The 15,453-nt window shown below is 70.0% G+C and carries 11 protein-coding genes; 7 read left to right on the top strand and 4 right to left on the bottom strand.

Annotation, left to right across the window (positions count from 1 at the left end; translation table 11 throughout):
* Nucleotides 1-2,023, bottom strand: a 2,023-nt coding sequence (gene ftsH, locus V8688_RS19335) for an ATP-dependent zinc metalloprotease FtsH (protein ID WP_342801401.1), incomplete at its 3' end; no start/stop codon positions are given.
* A 276-nt stretch (nt 2,024-2,299) separates the two neighbouring features.
* Here ftsH and V8688_RS19340 point away from each other — a divergent pair.
* The gene (locus V8688_RS19340) at nt 2,300-3,235 is read left to right on the top strand and encodes a hypothetical protein (protein WP_218720743.1); all 936 of its coding nucleotides are present in this window, start codon (nt 2,300-2,302) and stop codon (nt 3,233-3,235) included.
* A gap of 78 nt (nt 3,236-3,313) precedes the next feature.
* On the opposite strand, the gene V8688_RS19345 is transcribed toward V8688_RS19340, so the two are convergent.
* Nucleotides 3,314-4,162 carry a DUF1266 domain-containing protein gene (locus tag V8688_RS19345; RefSeq protein WP_218720742.1) on the bottom strand — a complete coding sequence of 283 codons (849 nt, stop codon included), beginning with the start codon at nt 4,160-4,162 and terminating at the stop codon, nt 3,314-3,316.
* Between the two features lie 97 nt (nt 4,163-4,259).
* Here V8688_RS19345 and V8688_RS19350 point away from each other — a divergent pair, with 97 nt between their 5' ends.
* On the top strand, nt 4,260-4,532 hold the full coding sequence (locus V8688_RS19350) for a DUF2277 domain-containing protein (RefSeq protein WP_189029638.1): 273 nt from the start codon (nt 4,260-4,262) through the stop codon (nt 4,530-4,532).
* Here the strand turns inward: V8688_RS19350 and V8688_RS19355 are convergent.
* Nucleotides 4,517-5,740: a helix-turn-helix domain-containing protein gene (locus V8688_RS19355; protein ID WP_308248611.1), complete on the bottom strand. Its 1,224-nt coding sequence runs from the start codon at nt 5,738-5,740 to the stop codon at nt 4,517-4,519. The genes V8688_RS19350 and V8688_RS19355 overlap by 16 nt on opposite strands.
* Before the next feature lie 106 nt (nt 5,741-5,846).
* Here V8688_RS19355 and V8688_RS19360 point away from each other — a divergent pair, with 106 nt between their 5' ends.
* The 3 genes from V8688_RS19360 to V8688_RS19370 all read left to right on the top strand — a co-directional run bounded on the left by V8688_RS19360 (nt 5,847) and on the right by V8688_RS19370 (nt 9,514).
* Nucleotides 5,847-7,409, top strand: coding sequence for an aldehyde dehydrogenase family protein (locus V8688_RS19360; RefSeq protein WP_218720741.1), 1,563 nt, complete (start codon nt 5,847-5,849; stop codon nt 7,407-7,409).
* A complete protein-coding gene (locus V8688_RS19365) occupies nt 7,406-8,224 on the top strand; it encodes an SDR family oxidoreductase (RefSeq protein ID WP_342801402.1) in 819 nt (272 codons plus the stop codon). Before V8688_RS19360 ends, V8688_RS19365 begins: the two co-directional genes overlap by 4 nt.
* 393 nt (nt 8,225-8,617) lie before the next feature.
* Complete coding sequence (locus V8688_RS19370; protein WP_218720739.1) at nt 8,618-9,514, top strand: LysR substrate-binding domain-containing protein; 897 nt, start codon at nt 8,618-8,620, stop codon at nt 9,512-9,514.
* Here V8688_RS19370 and V8688_RS19375 read toward each other — a convergent pair.
* Nucleotides 9,511-10,860, bottom strand: a complete 1,350-nt coding sequence (locus tag V8688_RS19375) for an amidase family protein (protein ID WP_342801403.1) — start codon at nt 10,858-10,860, stop codon at nt 9,511-9,513. The two genes, V8688_RS19370 and V8688_RS19375, sit on opposite strands and share 4 nt — an antisense overlap.
* A gap of 224 nt (nt 10,861-11,084) precedes the next feature.
* Between V8688_RS19375 and V8688_RS19380 the strand changes: the two genes are divergently transcribed.
* Nucleotides 11,085-13,490 (top strand): serine/threonine-protein kinase, encoded by a 2,406-nt coding sequence (locus tag V8688_RS19380; RefSeq protein WP_342801404.1) that lies wholly within the window; start codon nt 11,085-11,087, stop codon nt 13,488-13,490.
* A 45-nt stretch (nt 13,491-13,535) separates the two neighbouring features.
* On the top strand, nt 13,536-15,446 hold the full coding sequence (locus V8688_RS19385) for a serine/threonine-protein kinase (RefSeq protein WP_308248610.1): 1,911 nt from the start codon (nt 13,536-13,538) through the stop codon (nt 15,444-15,446).
* Nucleotides 15,447-15,453: the final 7 nt, after the last annotated feature.

The following is a 15,453-nucleotide window of genomic DNA, read 5'->3' on the forward strand; positions in this document are numbered from 1 at the left end:
CGTACTGCGGCGGCTGCGCCGGATAACCGTTGGCGGGTTCCAGCGGAGCACCGGCGGGCACCGGCGCGGGCTGCACCGGCGGCCACGGCTCGCCGCGCTCGGCGGCCAGCTCGCCCGGGGTCTTCACCGGGGGCTTGTCGGACGGAAGACGGTCACCGAAGTCGTTGAACGCGGTGATCCGCGGCCGCTTCTCGACCCCGGCCAGCACCTCTTCGAGATCCTTGCGGTGCAGGGTCTCGCGCTCGAGCAGCGCGGTCGCCAAGGCGTCGAGCTGCTCGCGGTACTCGCTCAGGATGGACCAGGCCTCGGTGTGCGCGGCCTCGATCAGGTTGCGCACCTCCTCGTCGATCTCGCGGGCCACCTCGTGCGAGTAGTCCGACGCGACGCCCATCGAGCGGCCGAGGAACGGGTCGCCCTGCTCCTGGCCGTAGCGGACCGCGCCGAGACGCGCGCTCATGCCGTACTCGGTGACCATGCCGCGCGCGATCTTGGTCGCCTGGTCGATGTCGGAGGACGCGCCGGTCGTCGGCTCGTGGAACACCAGTTCCTCGGCCGCGCGGCCACCCATCGCGAACACCAGCCGGGCGATCATCTCCGAGCGGGTCATCAGGCCCTTGTCGTCCTCGGGCACCGTCATGGCGTGGCCGCCGGTGCGGCCGCGCGCCAGAATGGTGACCTTGTAGACCGGCTCGATGTCGGGCATCGCCCAGGCCGCCAGGGTGTGGCCGCCCTCGTGGTAGGCGGTGATCTTCTTCTCGTGCTCGCTGATGATCCGGCTCTTGCGGCGCGGACCACCGATGACCCGGTCGACCGACTCCTCCAGCGATTCACCGGTGATGACCGAGCCGTGCTCACGCGCGGTGAGCAGCGCGGCCTCGTTGATGACGTTGGCCAGATCGGCGCCGGACATGCCGACGGTGCGCTTGGCCAGACCCTCGAGGTCGGCGTCGGGCGAGATCGGCTTGCCCTGCGAGTGCACCCGCAGGATCGCGCGACGACCGGCCAGGTCGGGGTTGCCGACCGGGATCTGCCGGTCGAAGCGGCCGGGCCGCAGCAGCGCGGGATCGAGGATGTCGGGGCGGTTGGTCGCCGCGATCAGGATGATGCCGGTGCGGTCACCGAAGCCGTCCATCTCGACGAGCAGCTGGTTGAGGGTCTGCTCACGTTCGTCGTGGCCACCGCCGAGGCCGGCGCCGCGCTGGCGGCCGACCGCGTCGATCTCGTCGACGAAGATGATGCAGGGGCTGTTCTGCTTGGCCTGCTCGAACAGGTCGCGCACGCGCGAGGCACCGACACCGACGAACATCTCGACGAAGTCCGAGCCGGAGATGGTGAAGAACGGGACGCCCGCCTCTCCGGCGACGGCGCGCGCGAGCAGCGTCTTACCGGTTCCGGGGGGACCGTAGAGCAGCACGCCCTTCGGGATCTTCGCGCCCAGGGCCTGGTAGCGGGCCGGATTCTGCAGGAAATCCTTGATCTCGTACAGCTCTTCGACGGCCTCGTCGGCGCCGGCGACATCGGCGAACGTGGTCTTGGGCATGTCCTTGGACAGCTGTTTGGCCTTGGACTTGCCGAAGCCCATCATGCCGCCGCGACCACCGCCCTGCATGCGCGACATCACGAAGATGAACAGGCCGACCAGCAGCACCATCGGCACGATGAACAGCAGCAGCTGGGACAGCCAGCTCTCCTGCTTGACCACCGTGTCGTACTTCGCGCCGGACTTCTGCACCGCGTCGAAGATCTGCGCCGACGTCTCACCGCCGCCCGGGTACTTGGCGACGATCTTGGTGTTGTTGTTCGTCGCCTCGTTGCCATTGTTCAGTTCGATGCGGAGCTGCTGCTCCTTGTCATCGATCTGGACGTTCTTGACGTTGGCTTTGTCGTTCAGCTGGCTGAGCGCCACGGAAGTGTCGACGCTCTCCCAGCCGCGCGTGTCATCGCTGAGGAAGCTGAACAGCCAGATCATCAGCATGATGCCCGAGATGATCGCCAAAGTGCGAAACACTGTCTTGCGGTTCATAGAGCGTCGGCCGGACGGCCCAGTCCTTTCCGGTTATTTCTCCGGGTGTGCCTAGCGAAGCGTCGAGATCGGCGGGTTTCGGATGCGGACATGCCACGTTACCGCGTACGGTCTAGTTCGATACATCGCGCAGTTCGGCTGCTGGTGCAGTTGCACTGGTCAACGTTCAGAGCTGGGGAACGGTTCCCGAAAGCTCCGAACGCGTTGTTGCAAGTGGCCACAATCATGTCATGCCCGCCTTATCGTGGGCGACGACACAACTACAGCGCAGGGGGTATGGACATCGTCGAGCTACGAACACCCACAGCGATTCTGCGCCACGGCAGTGGACGTCTCACCGTTCTGCGGCCGGGTACCGATGGCGAACGGGTTCTCGATGTTCCCATCGCCGACCTGCTCAAGGTGCGGCTGAACCGGCGCGCCGACGACGCGGTGGTGATCGAGATCTACCTGCGCTACCCCACCCCGGTGCTCACCGGCGTGCCCGCCGACCGCACCCCGCTACCGGTCCTCATCGCCGAACACGACGTGCCCGCCGCGCTCGGCATCGTCGACCGGATCAACGACCAGATCATGGCCACCCAGCGCATCGACGTCGCCGCGCCGGACCTCACCCCGCCCGCCCCGGAATGGGGCAAGTCGGGGCCGGTCAGGGCCGATGTCGAGCGCGCGGTGCGCCGGATGGCGCCGCGCAAGGAGGCCCGCTCGGCGATCAACGCGCTGCACCGCTACGTCACCCCCGACGAGTACGTGCTCGAGACCGCGATCGCCGTCGCCGCGCCGCCCGCGGGCAACGGCACCGGTCTGCTCGCGGCGACCACCACCCGGCTGCTGTTCATCTCCATCGGCAGCGGCGAACGCTACGCCCACGAGTTGGCCGTGGCCGCGATCCTCGGTGCCCGCACCGTCGACGGCGCGCGCTCGGCGCCCGGCGAGATCGACACCAGGCACGGCGGCTCGGGCATGGACGTCAGCGACGGCAACCGGACGCTGCATTTCGCCGGCGCCGACCGGGCCGACACCGAACGGGTGACCTGCGCGGTCAACTTCGCCGTGCGCAGGCAGGCCGCCGACGGCGCGGCCGGGCCCGCCGACCCGGGCGTCTCCCAGCTCTACGCGGAGTGGGAACTCCTGGTCGAGCGGCATTCGCTAGGCATGGTCGACGACACCCAGTTCCAGCGCTACGGGCGCGGGATCCTGCGCAGTCTGTAACCGGGGACCGCCCTGCCCCGCCCGACCGCGAGGCGGGGCGGGACCTCAGGGGCGCGAACGCGCCGACGTTGCGAGAACTCAGCCCTCGTCGGTGTCGGTTTTCTGTTCGGGCTCGTTCAACTCGATCCGGCGCCACGGGCTGGTCGGGCGGGTCCACAGCCGTAGCAATTCCATCCGGCGGTCGACGCCGCCGTTCTTGAGCTCGGCGAGGTCCTCGGTGGCCTGCCAGTAGGTCCAGCCGGCCAGGTAGGCGTCGCCGAACTGGCGCCAGTTGCGGTAGCGGCGCTGGGCGGGCGCGAGGGCGCGCATGCAGTACTCCCACGCGACATCGGCATCGATGTAGCCGGCGGTGAACGCCATCCGGGCGACCGCGACGACGCGGGCCAGGTCCCAGGCGGAGATGTCGTTGGGCAGCGGGCGGGCCAGGTGGTCGGTGAAACCGATCTTGATGGCCTGGGCCCAGATGTCGTAGTCGCGGACCAGCGCCTCGGGGTTGTCCATGCCGCGGAACGAGCCGACCTGGCGTAGGAAGGCGCGATGGCGATCGGCCCGCTCACCGAAGCGGTCGCGTTCGCTGGCGTTGATCGAGGCCATCACCAGCGGATGCACCAGCGCGTAGAGCGGAGCGTGCATGCCATCGAGGAGCTGTTCCATCGACGCGCGCGCCTCGGTGCCGTCGGTGATGCCCCACGCGCCGGTGAGGGTGTCGATGGCGAGTTCGCGGCGATCCCCGAGCGGGTGCTCGCGCTCGGGGCCGAGCAGCATCGCGTCGTGGAAGGCGTCCCAGCGGGTGGAGTAGAAGGCGCCCAGCGCCAGCGCGCGAAGTTCATCGTCGCTCACACCGGCTCCGGACCAGTGGTCTTCCTCGCGGCCGTCCAGTTCCGGGTAGGGAAAGGTGGTCAGCGCTGGTACTCCCCTGGCAGGCATGGGGCCGAGTCTAGTGCGGCGGGTGCCGTCCTGGGCCTAGGAGCGAATCTCCTTTCTTGGCCTGCCGTGACCTGCCACACAGGTCTATGGTTCTGACATGTGTAGAAATATCACCGTCTTGCGTGGTCTGGAGCCTGCCGCCACCGAGCAGGAGATCTACGCTGCCGCCTTGCAATACGTGCGCAAAGTCGGCGGCATCTCCGGGCTGAGCAGCACCACCAAACCCGCGGTCGACAAGGCCGTCGCGGCCATCGCCGCGGCCACCACGACGCTGCTGGCCGAGCTCCCCGATCGCCGGGTCCCCCCGCCCACCGAACCGCCGCTGCGCCGGATCGCGGCCAGGGACGGCGCGGTTCAGGAGACCCCGTAGGCGGCGACGCAGTCCAGCGCCACCTCCAGCGCGAGCGCGCGCTCGGACACCGGGTGTCCGAGAATCTCCTCCACCCGGGCGATCCGGTAGCGCACCGTGTTCTTGTGCACGCCCAACGCGCGCGCGGCTTCCTCCGGGCTGCGCTGTGCGCGCAGATAGGCGTGCAGAGTCGCGCGTAGCCGCGTCGCGACCGGGTCGGCGCCGGTGAGCCCGCGCAGTTCGCGCGCGATCAGCCCGCGCATCGCGGCCGTGTCGATCCCGGCCAGATAGGCGATCTCGACCTCGCGGTAACTGGTGACCGCGCCCGTGCCGTGCTCGGCGACCCGCCGTGCCGCGACGGCCTCCCGATGACTGGCCGCGAAACCGTCGACGTGCGCGCCCGGCATCCCGAACGCCACCCGTACCGGCGCGGGCACCTCGCAGCGCGCGATCCGGTCGGCGATCTCGGCGTCGTCCTCGACCGCCGCCCAGGCCCACAGCCCGCTGGCGCTGGCCGCGACGGTGAGCAGGCCGGTGGCGCCCAGCGTGGCGGCGATCCTGCTCGCGGTGCGGTCGAGCAGGCCGCCGGGTTCCTCGCCGCCCGCGTCGCCGATCCAGAGCAGAAACGCCAGATGACGTTGCGAGAGCCGGTACCCGAGGCCGATCGAGGCCTGGTCGACGTCGACCGCGGTGCCCGCCAGCAGCGCGCGCACCAGTTCGGTGCGGGTATTGAGGGCATCGCGCAGTACCCGTTCACGCTCGGCCATGAAGGTGCCGGTGAGCTGCTCGATCGACAGCCCCATCCAGGTGGTCGACCGCTCGAACAGGCGCAGCAGGACCGTGCGTTCCAGATCCGGCGGCACCTGTCCCTCGTCGACGGTCTCGGTCATCACCGCGAGGGTCTCGGCCAGGCCGGCCTGATACGCGCGCAGCAGCACCCGGATGTCGAGACCGCGGCGGGCGATCGTCCTGGCCAGGACGTGCGCTTCCTCGGGCAGGATGAGGTCGTCGCTGTCGGTGGCGAGGCCGCTGAGCACGACCCGGGCGTGCGCGCGGGTGCTGGCGGCCAGGTCGCGGCGCAGATCGGGGTCGTCGAGTTCGGGTGAGGCGGCCAGCACGGCCGCGTCGAGCCGGGCGACGATCCGATCCATGGTCTGCGTGCGCAGCAGATCGAACACGAACTCGGCGAACCAGCCGCGCACCTGTTCGCTGATTTGTTCTCCAGACACCAAAAGACCCGATTTCGTTGACGTGAACGGCCAAGAATCCGCGCTCTCATTGTGCCAGGCTGATAGATGGTGAACTGATTCACACAACGCAGTGGGGAGCACGACAGTGACCGAACTCGACCAGACCGCCGCGGCCGACGCCCAGGTGATCGCGGTGCGCAATCCGGCAACCGGCGAGCAGACCGGCTCGGTGCCGATCGTGGCGCCGGACGAAGTGGCGGCCGCGGTCCGGGAACTACGCCTCTACCAGCCCGAATGGGAGGCCATCGGGCCCGAGGGCCGCAAGAAGTGGCTGCTGAAGATGCAGGACTGGCTCATCGACAACACCGAGCACCTGGCCGCGGTCCTGCAATCCGAGACCGCCAAGCCGCGCGTCGACGCGCTCATCGACCCGGCCTTCGCCGTCGACCTCCTCGGCTACTACGCGCGCCGGGCGGGCAAGTTCCTCGCCGACGAGCATCCCTCCCCGCACAGCCCGCTGGCCCGGGTGAAGTCGCTGACCGTCGCCTACCGGCCGTACCCGGTCGTCGGGGTGATCACGCCGTGGAACTTCCCGCTCGCGATGCCCGCGATCGACGTGTTCCCGGCGCTGGCCGCCGGTGCCGCGGTGATCCTCAAGCCGTCGGAGGTGACGCCGCTGTCGGCGGTCGAGCTGGCCCGCGGCTGGGCCGAGATCGGCGCGCCGCCGGTGTTCAAGGTGGTCACCGGCGCGGGCGCGACCGGCGCGGCTGTCGTCGAGAACGCCGACTACATCCAGTTCACCGGCTCCACGGCGACCGGCCGCAAGATCGCGGCCGCCTGCGCGGAGCGGATGGTGCCCTACAGCCTCGAGCTCGGCGGCAAGGACCCGGCCATCGTGCTGGCCGACGCCGACATCGACCGCGCCGCGCACGGCATCGCCTTCGGCGGCATGTTCAACGCCGGACAGGTCTGCATCTCGGTGGAGCGGGTCTACGTCGAGGCGCCGGTCTACGACGAGTTCGTCACCAAGCTGACCGCCGCCGTCGCCGCCCTGCGCCAGGGCGAGGACGGGCGGGAATCGAACAACGACGTGGGCGCGCTGGCCAACGAGAACCAGGTGCGGATCGTGCAGCGCCACGTCGACGAGGCGATCGCGGCGGGCGCGCGGGCGACCACCGGCGGCAAGCGCACCGGGGTCGGCACCTTCTTCGAGCCGACCGTGCTCGTCGACGTCGACCATTCGATGTCGTGCGTGGCCGAGGAGACCTTCGGCCCGACGCTGCCGGTGATGAAGGTGGCCGACGAGGCCGAGGCGATCCGGCTGGCCAACGATTCCAGCTACGGCCTGTCGGCGTCGGTGTGGACCGGTGACAAGGCGCGCGGCGAACGCGTGGCCCGGCAGCTGAACGCGGGCGCGGTCAATATCAACGACGTGTTCTCGAACCTGTTCAACCCGGCGATGCCGATGGGCGGCTGGGGTCTGTCCGGTGTCGGCGCGCGCTGGGGCGGGGCGGCGGGAGTGCGCAAGTACTGCCGCGCGCAGGCGATGACCAAGCCGAAGCTGCCGACCATGAGCAAAGAGCTGTTCTGGTACCCGTACGACATGAACAAGCTCGTCGTCATGGTGAGTGCGATGCGGGTCGCCGGTGCGCGCGGCCTGCGCCGGATCGACCTGCCCGCGGTGTGGCGACTCAAGAGCGGCAAATGAGCACGGCGGTCCGCGATCTCGTCGTCGTGATCACCGGCGGCGCCCGCGGCATCGGACTCGCCACGGCCACACGGCTGCGCGAGCACGGCGCGCGGGTGGCGATCGGTGACATCGACGAGGCGGCGGTGAAGGCGGCGGGCGATTTCGCGCTGTCGGGCGCCCTCGACGTGACCGATCCGGTCTCGTTCGAGGCCTTCCTCGACGAGGTGGAGCGCACCGTCGGCCCGATCGACGTGCTGATCAACAACGCGGGCATCATGCCGACGGGCCTGCTCGTCGACGAGCCCGACCGGGTGACCCGCCGGATTCTCGAGATCAACGTCTACGGCGTGATCCTCGGTTCCAAGCTGGGCCTGGCGCGGATGCTGCCGCGTGGGCGCGGGCACGTCATCAACATCGCCTCGCTGGCCGGCGAGACCCACATCCCCGGGCTGGCGACCTACAACGCCAGCAAGCACGCGGTGCTCGGCTTCACCGACACCCTGCGCGAGGAGTATCGCGGGTCGGGTCTGCGCTTCTCGGCGGTGCTGCCGACGCTGACGAAGACCGAGCTGGGCGCCGGGGTGCAGACCAACTGGTTGTTGCAGCCGGCCGAACCGGACCAGATCGCCGCGGCGATCGAGGGGTTGATCGGGTCGCCGCGGTCCAAGGTGCGGGTGTCGGCGTTCGCGGGGTATCTGTCCCGGTTCGTGAACCTGCTGCCCGAGGCGGTCGGCGACGCGCTCGGCCGGGCGCTGGGGTCGAGCACGGTCTTCCTCGGCGATGTCGACACGTCGGCGCGGCGGGCCTACGAGGAGCGTGCTCGCGAGAGCTGAGTGGCCGCCATCCGGCCGCCCGCGCACGGGTCGCGGCGGCCGGATTCCACACACCGAAACCTGTTTGTGACGAAACTCACTGCGCGCCAGGCTTTCCTGCGCGGACAGTGGTCAGCGGTCTGTTTTCCCGCTCGCCGCGACCGCTCCGGCGCACGCCACAGCGCGCCGGTTCGTGTGAGTCCCGACGCATTTTCGCTGGTCAACCGCCCAGCAAACCCGCGCCGGCCGAGCACGGCCGGTCGATCGCACACAAATGACGTCTCAATGATGCAGCGCACCATGTCAGGCCATATGCTGTGCGATACCAACCTGGTGACTGTTTTGATCCACCTACGCGAACTTCCTTGCCCGTTTTGGCTGGAATTTCCCGACCGATTCTGATAGCAAGGTGCTATGGACCCGCATTTGCGCGATCTGCGGTATTTCGTCGCCGTCGCTGAGGAACTGCATTTCACCAACGCCGCTCAGCGGCTGCACATCGCTCAGCCGACGCTCTCACGCCAGATCCGCCAGCTCGAACGCCAGCTCGACGTGGTCCTGTTCGACCGCAACCAGCGCAGTGTCGCCCTGACCGTCGCCGGTAAGGAACTCCTCGAAGGCGCACGCAAGATCCTGGAGCTGTGGGAGGTGACCAACGTCTCCCTGCAGGAAGCCGGTGAAGTACTGCGCGTTGGCATCCAGTCCGCCCTCGGCCGCGGCCTGCTCAACGACCTGGAGAGCGCCAGCGGCCACCGCTTGGCCCTGCACGCCGCCTCCTGGAACGACCCGTCCAGTGGCCTGGCGGGCCGCCAGGCCGACCTGGCCCTGGTGTGGCTGCCGCTGCCCGACCCCAACCGCTACCGCTGGCAGGTGCTGCGCACCGAGCCGCGCTGGGTGCTGCTGCCCGAGAACCACCCGCTCGCCGAGCAGGAGACGATCGAGTTCGCCGATCTGCTCGACGAGCCGTTCGTCGCCCTGCCGACCGAGGCGGGCGCGGTCCGTGACTTCTGGCTCGGCAACGACGCCCGCGGCGGCCGCGCCGCCAAGATCGGCGCCGAGGCTGCCACCCCCGAGGACAAGCTCGAGGCCGTGAGCCTGGGCCTGGGCGTGTGCCTGCTCGCGGAGAACAACGTGCCGATGTACCGCTGGCCCGGTCTGACCGCGCGTCCGGTCGCCGGACTCACCCCGTGCGAGCTGGCGGTGGCGTGGCGCGCCGACGACACCAGGCCCACCATCCTGGAATTCGCCGGTCGCGCCGTCGACGGCGGGTTCTCCGAACCGCAGCCGCAGCCGCAGCCGATCGCGGTCTAGTTCGACAGTTCCAGTTGGGCGGCGAGGCCGAGCAAGGTGGCCTCGCTGCCCGGCGGACCGGCCAGCTGCGCCGAGAGCGGGGTGTGCGCCTCGGGATGGGTGCCCATCGGCACCGACGCGGCGGGCCAGCCGACCAGATTCCAGATGCCGGTGAACGGCGCGTAGCGCACCGAGCCGAGGACATTCGCGGTCCAGCCGCGCCCACTCCACTGTTTGGCCTTGGGCGGCGGCGCCGCGAGCGTGGGGGTGATCACCACGTCGAAGTTCTCGAAGAAGTCGACCAGCCTCGCCTCGGTCCGGTCGACCTGGTCCGGGCGCACCAACCGCAGCCGCCGGATCAGCCTGCCCACCGCGAGATGCCGCTTCGTACGGCGTTGCAGCAGGTCGGGGTGCGGAAGCCGGGCGGCATCGCCCAGGCCGACGCTGGGCCAGCGCAGCAGCATCATCAGCGCCGCGTCGCCGTAGGGCAGCTCGACCGGTTCCACCAGGTGACCGGCCGCCGCCGCGCGCGCACCCGCCGTGCGCGCTGCCGCCGTCCAGTGTCGATCCACCCGGACCAGTCGCGACGGCGGAGCCACGGCAAGTCCGATGCGTAGTCGCTGGGGCGCGCGTAGCTCGGCCAGATCCGATCGGCCCGCCAGCACCGACAGCGCCAGCGCCGCGTCCGACACGGTCGTCGCGAGCACCCCGTTCTCGGCCATGCCGCCCCAGGAGTCGACGCCGATCTCGGCGGGCACCACCTGTCGACCCGGCTTGATCCCGAAGACACCGCACGCCGCGGCGGGCACCCGGATCGAACCGAGGCCGTCGTTGCCGTGCGCGATCGGCACGAGTCCGGCGGCGACCGCGGCGGCCGCCCCGCCCGAGGACCCACCGGCGGACCGGCCGACATCGCGCGGATTGCGGGTGACGGTCCCGTCCTCGTCGGTCGTCGCCCACAGCCCGAGTTCGGGCATCGCGGTCACCCCGACGACGATCGCGCCCGCGGCGCGCAGCCGGGCCACCACCGGATGATCGGCCGACGCCGGTTCCGCCGCGGTCGCGGCGGAACCGGTCCTGGTCGGCACCCCGGTGACCTCGATGTTCTGCTTCACCGCGACCGGCACGCCGGCCAACGGCAGCTCGTCCAGTTCGTCGCGGTCGGTCAGCTCACGCGCCTCCGCGAGCGCCTGTTCGGCGCGCACGACGGTGAACGCGTTGATCTTGCGATTCTCCGAGGAAATACGGGTCAGTGCCTCGGTCACCACGTCGGTGGGCGTGATCGTGCCCGCGCGTACCCGGGCAGCCAGCGCCGCAGCCGGGCCGCCGATGGGGTATTCGTCGGCGGGGGGGCGGGAAGAGTTCATCGCCACCTCAGCGTCCGTCACGCCGTCGTCGTCGACGGACTCCCATGCTACCGCTGTGAGGTCATCGTGCATGTGCGGATTCGCCCCCGTCGCATGGTCGTCGAAATTCGGGTGATCTGCTCTCGAGGCGCAAAGTATCATTCGGGTACGGCTCGGGGGCCGATGGTGTCGGGTGTGGCGGAAGGAATTTCGCTCCGATCCGCGCGAACCTTAGGTCGGTTTGGATGAGCGATAACACCGGAAGCGGTGACGGGCCCGACACGAGCGCCGGTCCGGCAACGAACGTGCGCGCGGACATGGTCGAGGCGTTCGCCGCGGCATGGGGATCGACCGGCCGGCCGCCCGACATCTCCGAGTTCCTGCCCGACGCGATGACCCTGCGCAGACAGGCACTGCACGAGCTGATCCGCGTCGATCTGCGGCACCGGTGGCTGCAGCACGCCGGCGAGACCGTCGCTCGCAAGCGCCTGGCCGACTACTGCGCGGAGTTCCCCGAACTCGCGCGCACGACCCTGCCCGCCGGGCTGGTCTTCGAGGAATTCGTCATCCGCAGGCACAGCGGCGAACGCGTCGACCCTCGCGACTGCCTGCGCGAATATCCGGATCAGGCGCCGAGTCTGCGTGGTCTGCTCAACACCGATGAGCTCGAGCAGAGCACTCACCGCACCGACGATCCCGACCCGACGGTGAACCAACCGCCCGCGTCGCGTCGTACTACCCAGGTGACCACGCCCGAGCTCGATCTCACCGCGACAGCGACCGCTGCGGCCACCGCCGCGGCGACCGCCGACGCGTCGGGACCCGGCCGGTTCGAGCCGCTGGACCGGATCGAGATCGGCCAGCGGATCGGTGATTTCGAGCTGCTGACCGGGCTCGGTGCCGGCGCGTTCGCGCGGGTCTTCCTGGCCAGGCAGACCTCGATGCAGCGGCTGGTCGCGGTGAAGATCTCCGCCGACCGCGGCACCGAACCGCAGACCCTGGCCCAGCTCGACCACGACTACATCGTGCGCGTGTTCGACCAGCAGCTGCTCGACACCGACTCGGCGCCGTCCGCGGCCCGCCGCCTGCGGCTGCTCTACATGCAGTTCCTGCCCGGCGGCACGCTGCTCGGCCTGCTGCGCTGGGTCCGCGCGACCCCACCCGAGGAGCGCAGCGGCAAGCTGCTGCTCGACGCGGTGGACACGGCGATGGAGGAGAAGGGCGAGATCCGCCCCACCGACTCGAGCGTGCGCACCGAACTGGCCGACCTGACCTGGCCCGAGACCGTGGCCTGGCTGGGCAGGCGGCTGGCCGAAGCCCTCGACTACGCGGCCGCGCACGGCGTGCTGCACCGCGATGTCAAGCCCGCCAACGTCCTGCTCACCGCCGAGGGCGTGCCCAAACTCGCCGACTTCAACATCAGCTTCAGCCGCACCGTCGCAGGCACCAGCCCGGTGTCGTATTTCGGCGGCTCACTGTCGTACATGTCGCCCGAACAGCTCGAGGCCTGCCATCCCGGGCTCGGCCGCAGCGCCGCCGACCTCGACACCCGCGCCGACATCTACTCCCTCGGCGTCGTGCTCTGGGAACTGCTGACCGGCGCGAAGCCCTTCGACGACAGCACCGCCGAGGCCGCGGGCGGCGGCGACGAGACCACCCTCGAGGCCATGCTGGAACGCCGCACCGGCGGCGTCGACGCGGCCGCGCTGGACCGGGTACCCGCGAACTGCCCGGCCGCCCTGCGCCGGGTCCTGCTGACCTGCCTGGAACCCGACCGCTCCCGCCGCTGGCCCGACGGCGCGGTGCTGGCCAAGCAGTTCGACCTGTGCCTGGACGAGCGTGCCCGCGACCTGGTCGACCCGCCGCCGAAGAGCTGGCGGATGATGCTGCGCCGGTTGCCGCTGCTGGTGATGGTGATCGCCATCGGCATCCCGAACGCGCTGGCGTCCTGGTACAACATCGTGCACAACCAGACGCTGGTGGTGAGCAGGCTCAGTGAGACCGCGCAGCAATCGTTCGTGGTGATCACCGCCGGGGTGAACCTCGTGTTCTTCCCCGCGGGCACCGTCCTGCTCATCTACCTGGCCCGATTCGTCCTGTCGGTGCCGCGGGGCATGCGCCACGGCAAGCGCTACGACCCGGCGACGCTACGCCGCACCAGACACGACACCCTGCGCCTGGGCGACCGCGCGGTGGTCGTCGCGTTCTCGCTGTGGGCCCTGTCCGGCATCACCTTCCCGATCGCCCTGCGCCTGGCCTCGGGCGATGTGCCCGCGCACGCGGTCATCCACTTCCTGGCCTCGCTGCTGGTCTGCGGTGCGATCGCGGTCGCCTACCCGTTCTTCCTGGTGACCTTCTACCTGGTCCGCTGCATCTACCCGATCTTCCTGCGGCACGGCGAGATCAGCACCGACGACGCCATCTGGCTGCGCGCGCTCAGCCGTCGGTGCACCTGGTACCTGGCGGTCGCCGCGTCGGTCCCCCTGCTGGCGGTGGCGGGCGTGACCTTCCTGCCGCCCACCGACATCACCCAGGTGATCGTGGCGGTCCGGGTGCTGTGCGTCGGCGGCATCGTCGCCTTCGTCGGCTCCTACCTGCTGTTCCGTCAGCTCGAGGCCGACCTGGCCGCGCTGGAGCGGGTCGTGAGCTGACCGCCGGGATGAACCCTGCGGATGCCCGCGGCCGTACCACCCGTAGTGAGCTCCACACGCACGACCGAGGCGACCCGGCCCGCGCTCGAGACCGCGTACCCGGCCGACCGACGTGGGCTCGACCGGATCGAGGTCGGCGCGCGGATCGGTGACTTCGAGCTGCTCACCGAGCTCGGCACGGGCGCGTTCGCTCGCGTCTTCCTGGCCCGGCAGCGATCGATGCAGCGGCTGGTCGCGGTGAAGATCTCCGCCGACGCGGGCACCGAGCCACAGACGCTGGCCCAGCTCGACCACGACTACATCGTGCGCGTGTTCGACCAGCAGATTCTCGACGATCCCACCGACGGCTCGCCCCGGCTGCGCATGCTCTACATGCAGTTCCTGCCCGGCGGCACCCTGCTCGACGTGCTGCGCTGGGTCCGTGCGACGCCACCCGCCCAGCGCACGAGCGCCCTGCTGCTCGACGCGGTCGACGCCGCCATGAAGGAGAAGGGCGAGATCCGCCCCACCGACTCGGCCGTGCGCACCGAGATCGCAGGCCTGAGCTGGCCGGAAACGGTCGCCTGGCTGGGCAGCCGGTTGGCGTCGGCCTTGCGGCACGCCTCGGCCAACGGCGTCCTGCACCGCGACGTGAAACCGGCGAATGTGCTGCTCACCGCCGAGGGCGTGCCCAAACTCGCCGACTTCAACATCAGCTTCAGCCGCTCGACCGACACCAGTCCGGTCTCGTATTTCGGCGGCTCACTGGCCTACATGTCGCCGGAACAGCTCGAGGCGTGCCATCCCGGCTACGACCGCACCGCCGCCGACCTCGACACCCGCGCCGACATCTACTCCCTCGGCGTGCTGCTCTGGGAACTGCTCACCGGCGCCAAACCCTTCGACGACACCACCGTCCCCGACGACGACCTACGCCCGGAGATCGCCTTGGACGCTGCCCTGGAGCGCCGGGCCGGAGGCGCCACCGCGGCGGCCGTCGACCAGGTCCCCGCCGACTGCCCCGCCGCCCTGCGCCGCATCCTGCTGACCTGCCTGTCCCCCGACCGCGCCGAGCGGTGGGCCGACGGTGCGATCCTGGCCGCCCAATTCGACCTGTGCCTGGATCAGCACGCGCGCGGCCTCGTCGACCCGCCACCGAACAGCTGGCGAATCCGACTGCGGCCGTTCCTGTTTCCCCTCCTGGCGCTGTCGATCGCGATCCCGAACGTGCTGGCCGCCTACTACCAGCGACAGCTGAACACGACCCTGATCCACAGCAGGCTCGACCCCGCCACCCGCGCCACTCAGCGCGACGTCGCCGACCTCACCAACCTGATCTTCTTCTCGGCGGGCGGCGCCACGCTGATCTATCTGGGGCGCCGACTGCTGACCATCCCGCACCGGCTGCGCACCGGACGGCACTGTCCGCCCCGGGCTCTCGAACTGGCCAGACAGGACTGTCTGCGACTCGGCCATCTGGCCATCGCGGTGGTGTTCGTGCTGTGGGTCGCGGCGGGGGTGATCTACGCGATCACCATCGGCGTCGCGGACGGCGACCTGCCGGTCCGCACCGCGGTGCACCTGCTGCTGGTGTCCGCGATCTGCGCCGCCGTGGCGATGACGTACCCGTTCTTCCTGATCACGCTGTACCTGCTGCGCTGCGTCTATCCGATGTTCCTGCACCACGGCCAGGACTTCCGCGACGACGGCGGCTCGCTGACGGCACTGGCCGCCCGGTGCCGTCGGTACCTGGTGGTCGCGGCGTCGATTCCGCTGCTGGTCGTCGCCAGCGCGACATTCCTGCCGGTCCCGGATCTGCTGACCACGCTTACCCCGCTGCGCACGATCTGCGTGGGCGGGATGATCGGTTTCGTCGGCTCCTATGTGCTGTTCCGGATCATCGAATCCGATATCCGCGCGCTGCTGCGGGTGACCGGGTCCGGCTACCCCCGCGCGGGTCCTCCGAGATCGCGATGAACCACCC

Source organism: Nocardia sp. No.11, assembly GCF_038752175.1.
In the GTDB taxonomy this organism is placed as follows: Bacteria; Actinomycetota; Actinomycetes; order Mycobacteriales; family Mycobacteriaceae; genus Nocardia; species Nocardia canadensis.